We start from the raw sequence: 4,894 nt of genomic DNA, 5'->3' as shown, positions 1-4,894 counted from the left end.
TGTTCCCAGCTCCGGTGTTCCCTGTTCCCTATTCCCTTGTATAAATTTGCCCGTCATCCCAAATAGATTTAATCCTAGTTTGAACAGCACTCAAAAAACCAAGAGTATAGAAACTTCCACGGGTAATTATTTTGATAGGAGAACCACCTTTATTACAGGGGGGGTTGCCCAACACATGACAATCAAATAATTTGGCAAAGAAACGTGCACATTGAGTAGGAGTCAGATTTTTTAATCCCATGAAAAAGTGATTGTGATAAAAAGTAACCTGATATTTAAGCGATCGCGTTGAAATATCATGACAACCTCCACTTTCTTCACCCAAGTGAACTAGAGAAGCTTCTGGATCGAACCAAATCTGATAACCAGTTTTTCGCAACCTCAAACAAAAATCAGACTCTTCCCGTACTGCACTACCTCGAAACCGCTCATCAAAACTAAGACCATACTTAGTAAAAATCTCTCGGCGATAGGACATATTACAACCTCTAGCTGATATCACTCGTTGAGGCTTAACTGTATGTACCAAATCTATGTGATACCAAGCAATACCAGGATCTGATGCTTCAGGAGGCAAATCTTCTATTTCCAACTCTCCCCCAGAATCTCCTAATTTCATGCGATCGAATACTCGTCCTGCTACTGCTCCTACTTCTGGGCGCTCGGCATAGTTGTGGGCATGGGCAGCCAAAAATCCTTTTTCTAAGCGTACATCATCATCAATAAAAAGAATTATTTCGCCACTGCAATGTCTGACAGCATAATTTCTTGCTCCAGGTAAACTCGCCCAACTGAGGTGAAACAATTTAATTTTTCCAGCATTAGCTACTTCTTCTAAATAAGTTTGAGTTTCTGGTTTATGAGTAGCAGTCTGATCAACTACCAAAACTTCAAAATTAGGATAATCTTGTTCAATAACATCAGCGATCGTATCTACCAGAGCTTCTTCTCGGTTATAGGTAGGAATGACAACAGAAATAGGAATAGTTAATTGTTGCTTTTCTTCTTTTAGAGATTGTGCGTTCATTTTTCTCCTTCTTATTTACCATTTTCCATTTCTTCTTCCGCTTTAATTCTTGCTTGTTCTTGTTTGTCAATTGCTGGCAACCTGAAAATTACCCCAGCAAAATACCAGTAATAAACCCCAACTGGATCTACATCTAGAGGATAATAATAGGTGTTGTAGCTAATAATCAAAACAAAAACCCAATAGCTAGCACCATAACTGCGCATACTCTTGTCCTTAACAGAGCGATAAGCTTTGAAACCAGTAACAGTAATAGTAGTTACTAAGAGTAACATTGCAATTGCGCCTATTGGCCCTATTTCATAAATTAACTTAGGATAATAAGTCTCAACTAACCTAGTTTTTCCAAAAACTCGGGCTGAGTTGGTAGCACGCCCTAACCCATTACCAAAAAATCCATCTTGTCCATGGCTAGACTCCTCAAACTGTTGACTAATAAAAGCAGTTGGTGGTGAGGCATTCCAGCGACTTACAAAACTATCTATCCGCTCTTGAACAACTGCAGGGTTAGATACTATTACTCCTCCCAGGAGAACACCGAGTCCAATACCGATGGGTAAAAACTTTTTGAGATTAGCGATCTGACCTGTCAGCACCAGAAGAATTATAGTTACTGTAGGAACCAGAGCTAGAGCAATTCTTTGACCGCTAATAGCTGCATTCACAAAAACTACTGCCATGCCAAATAAACCCCCTATTCGCCAGAGAGGAGAGGGGTCACTAAAAGCAACTGCAAAAGTAAAAGCAGCATTAGAAATCAAAAACCATCCCCACTGCCAAGGTGCAACAAAAGTACCAGGTAAACGAATCACACCCTGACTAGGACTAAATAGTAGAGCACCTCCTACCAAACATTTAGCTTCTAAGGTTGCCTTAAATAGTTCGCCTCCAGTAAAACCACGAGTACCTTGACACTTTCCAGAGGAAAGGAATTGGTACTGTACTATACCAAGTAAACAGCAAATAATGGCTAGAACTAGTGTAAGACGGGCAGCAAATAATAATTCTTTTTTAGTTTTTAGTTTATAGTAAGCTCCCGTGATTAGAGGTAAATAGCCAATCATTGCTTTGAGTCCCAATATTCCCATAGGAATTGCTTGATCTCCTCGGTTGGGAGGGTTGAGCTGTTGGGTACCATTAACCATTAGTAAAGTAAGTAAACAAAAGCCCAATAAAATGTATAAGGGATTTTTCAGTGCCTTGGGAATGATGAATGGATTTCCTGTTTGTTTACACCACATACCAATGCCAATCATTGCTGGGATGAAGAAGCCATCTTTAGCTAATTGAAATATGGGACTTCCTCCACCTATCCAGTAAGTGATGGTACCAGCAAAGGGCATATAAATTAGAAATCCCCAAAGTCCTAACATTGGATACTTGAAGGAAAGACCTAAAACTGCCACACCACCACCACCAGCAAGGGCTATTTTTGGTTCCGCCACGAAAAATAATACAACACCAATTACAAGACCAAGACCACCATAAGTAACAAGATCGCCAATAACTTTCTGAATTTGTTTAGCTCTTTGGCGCTTTCTGGCAGCTAATTCCTTTTTGCTAATGGTAGGAGCAGCAGATTTGCCTTTCTTTTTTGATTTTTTTTTAGACTTTTGTTTTGTCGGCATTCTTATAAACTTAGAATTTAGAATTTAGAATTTAGAATTCCACAATTGTCTATATGAATTGAGAATTGAGAATTAAAAAATAATGGTTAACTTGTTAATTTCTTAATTTAATAATTCTGCATTCTGCATTCTGCATTCTAAATTCTCGTTAATTCTGCATTCTGCATTCTAAATTCTCAATTCCTGAGATGTTGCTGGACTGCTAAAACTAAGTTCTCTGTCCAGTAACTTGCGAGTTCAGCATTAATTGCTTCTACCATAACTCTAATTAGTGGCTCTGTGCCAGAGGCTCGGACTAAAACCCGCCCTACATCTGCTAAAGCTGTTTCTGCTTCGTCAATAGCTCTGACTAATGGTTCGCAATTTTTCCAGTTGGCTCGGCGATCGCGGTCTTCAACCCGGACATTTCGGAGCAGTTGAGGATATGTCTGAAAGCTTTGGTCTACTAATTCTGCTAGGGAGACTCCAGAGTTTTTGACTAGGGTTGCTAAATGCAAAGCCGTCATTAGGCCATCTCCTGAAATGCCATAGTGAGGACAGAGAATATGCCCTGATTGCTCCCCACCTAACATTGAGCCTGTTCGTTGCATTTCTGCATGAACATATTGGTCTCCAACTTTAGTCCTTAATATTTGTCCACCCTGTTTGTGCCAAGCACGTTCAAACCCTAAATTGGCCATAACTGTAGTGACTATCAAATTGTTTGGTAGTAACCCAGCTTGACTTAAGCTTTGACCCCAGAAATAGAGTATATAATCTCCATCAATAGAACGACCTTGAGAATCTACTGCTAATACTCGGTCGGCATCTCCATCAAAAGCAAATCCCATATCGGCATTATGTTCTATAACTGCTTGTTGGAGATAATGAAGGTGGGTCGAACCGCAGTTGACATTGATGCGATCGCCGTTTGGTTGGTCATGTAAAGAAATGACTTCTGCCCCCATTGCCTGAAAAACTTCTGGGGCGGTATGAACTGCTGCTCCCCAGGCCAAGTCCAGAACTATTTTCATTCCCTGGAAATGTTCTGGTATTAGAGGAGAATGTAGAGATGCTTGGTACTCCTTGACTAATTCTGGTCTATGGTAATGTTGTCCCCAGTTACTATGGGTGGCTGGAAAATCTGCCATGCCTCTAATTCCAGATTCTATCTGTTTCTGTAATTCCGAAGAGAGCTTTGTACCATCGGAACCAAAAAATTTTATTCCATTATCTTCGGGTGGGTTATGACTAGCAGAAATCATTATTCCACCTATGGCTTCTGAAATACTGGTGAGATAGGCAACGCAAGGAGTGGGGCATAAACCTAGATTCCAAACTTCTAATCCTGCTGCTGTTAAACCTGCTGATAAAGCCATGGCTAACATATTGCCAGAGTTTCTGGTATCTTGACCCATAATCACAGGGCCAGGGTTATGAGAATATTGCTGCAATACTTGTCCGGCCCAAAAACCTATCTGTAAAGCTAGGGGGGCATTAAGTAGTTCTCCTGCTTTACCCCGGATGCCATCTGTACCAAATAGTGGTGTTGTGGGCAGTGAGGTATTGTTCCAAGGCAATGTTGTGGTTATTGCTGTGGATGATAAGTTAAAAGTTTTTTGTTCGTAAGTTGTTTTGAATGATGGTGTTGCTACCATAATTTTCACTCCTCGTCAAGATTTAGTTATTCTCACTCTCAACAAAGAGAATAGCACTTCCGGATTTAATACATAATTTTGAATTATTTACTAAGTCATTTTTGGAATTTTGGCCGATAATGATTTAACTTATTAGGACTTATGCATAAACGCTATTGGTAGGGTGTGTTAGCGCTAGCGTAACTGAGCGAGTCACTTTATATAGTTCCTTTGCGTAACTCCTGGGGATAATAAATAAAAATTTTTATGATTAGTCAATCCTCTTCTTTTCAAAGAGAGGTAATTCTAAATTCTAAATTCTAAATTCTAAATTCTTGAACCCAGGTTGTACTCGATCCAACCCCGATTAAAAATTAATTCGTAAATGCGGTTATGAATTTTGAGCAACCCATTTTGCTTTCTTGTTAGTCCTGACAAACATAATTCTTTTTGTTCTGGAATATCTACGCTTACTATCTCTTTTTGCTCCCATAATTGCTGATAAATTGTGAGAAGTTGAGTTTTGTTTGGACTGTAAAGAATGCGATCGCGAATCGTTTTTAAATGCTCTGGTTCATCTTGAGCTTCCCAATTTGTGAGAATTTTTTCTTGTACTAGGTTCT

3 protein-coding genes and 1 pseudogene are annotated in these 4,894 nt (G+C 39.6%); all 4 read right to left on the bottom strand.

The annotated features are described in order from the left end of the window. Positions 1-28 precede the first annotated feature (28 nt). Positions 29-1,027: a hormogonium polysaccharide biosynthesis glycosyltransferase HpsN gene (gene hpsN / locus AC3DU7_RS25275; RefSeq protein WP_488042045.1), complete on the bottom strand. Its 999-nt coding sequence runs from the start codon at positions 1,025-1,027 to the stop codon at positions 29-31. A gap of 11 nt (positions 1,028-1,038) precedes the next feature. After that, positions 1,039-2,655, bottom strand: coding sequence for a hormogonium polysaccharide biosynthesis protein HpsL (gene hpsL, locus AC3DU7_RS25270; RefSeq protein ID WP_488042044.1), 1,617 nt, complete (start codon positions 2,653-2,655; stop codon positions 1,039-1,041). 176 nt (positions 2,656-2,831) lie between these two features. After that, a complete protein-coding gene (gene glmM / locus AC3DU7_RS25265; RefSeq protein WP_488042043.1) occupies positions 2,832-4,292 on the bottom strand; it encodes a phosphoglucosamine mutase in 1,461 nt (486 codons plus the stop codon). Positions 4,293-4,598: 306 nt separating this feature from the next. Then, a pseudogene (locus tag AC3DU7_RS25260) lies at positions 4,599-4,894 on the bottom strand (hypothetical protein); the annotation flags it as partial.

The organism is Okeania sp. (genome assembly GCF_983059655.1).
This window is presented reverse-complemented; position numbering and strand designations above follow the sequence as displayed.

What these genes read in the sequence shown, in the direction of transcription:
- hpsN (WP_488042045.1), bottom strand. Translation starts at nt 1,027, where the DNA reads ATGAACGCACAATCTCTAAAAGAAGAAAAGCAACAATTAACTATTCCT.
- hpsL (WP_488042044.1), bottom strand. Translation starts at nt 2,655, where the DNA reads ATGCCGACAAAACAAAAGTCTAAAAAAAAATCAAAAAAGAAAGGCAAA.
- glmM (WP_488042043.1), bottom strand. Translation starts at nt 4,292, where the DNA reads ATGGTAGCAACACCATCATTCAAAACAACTTACGAACAAAAAACTTTT.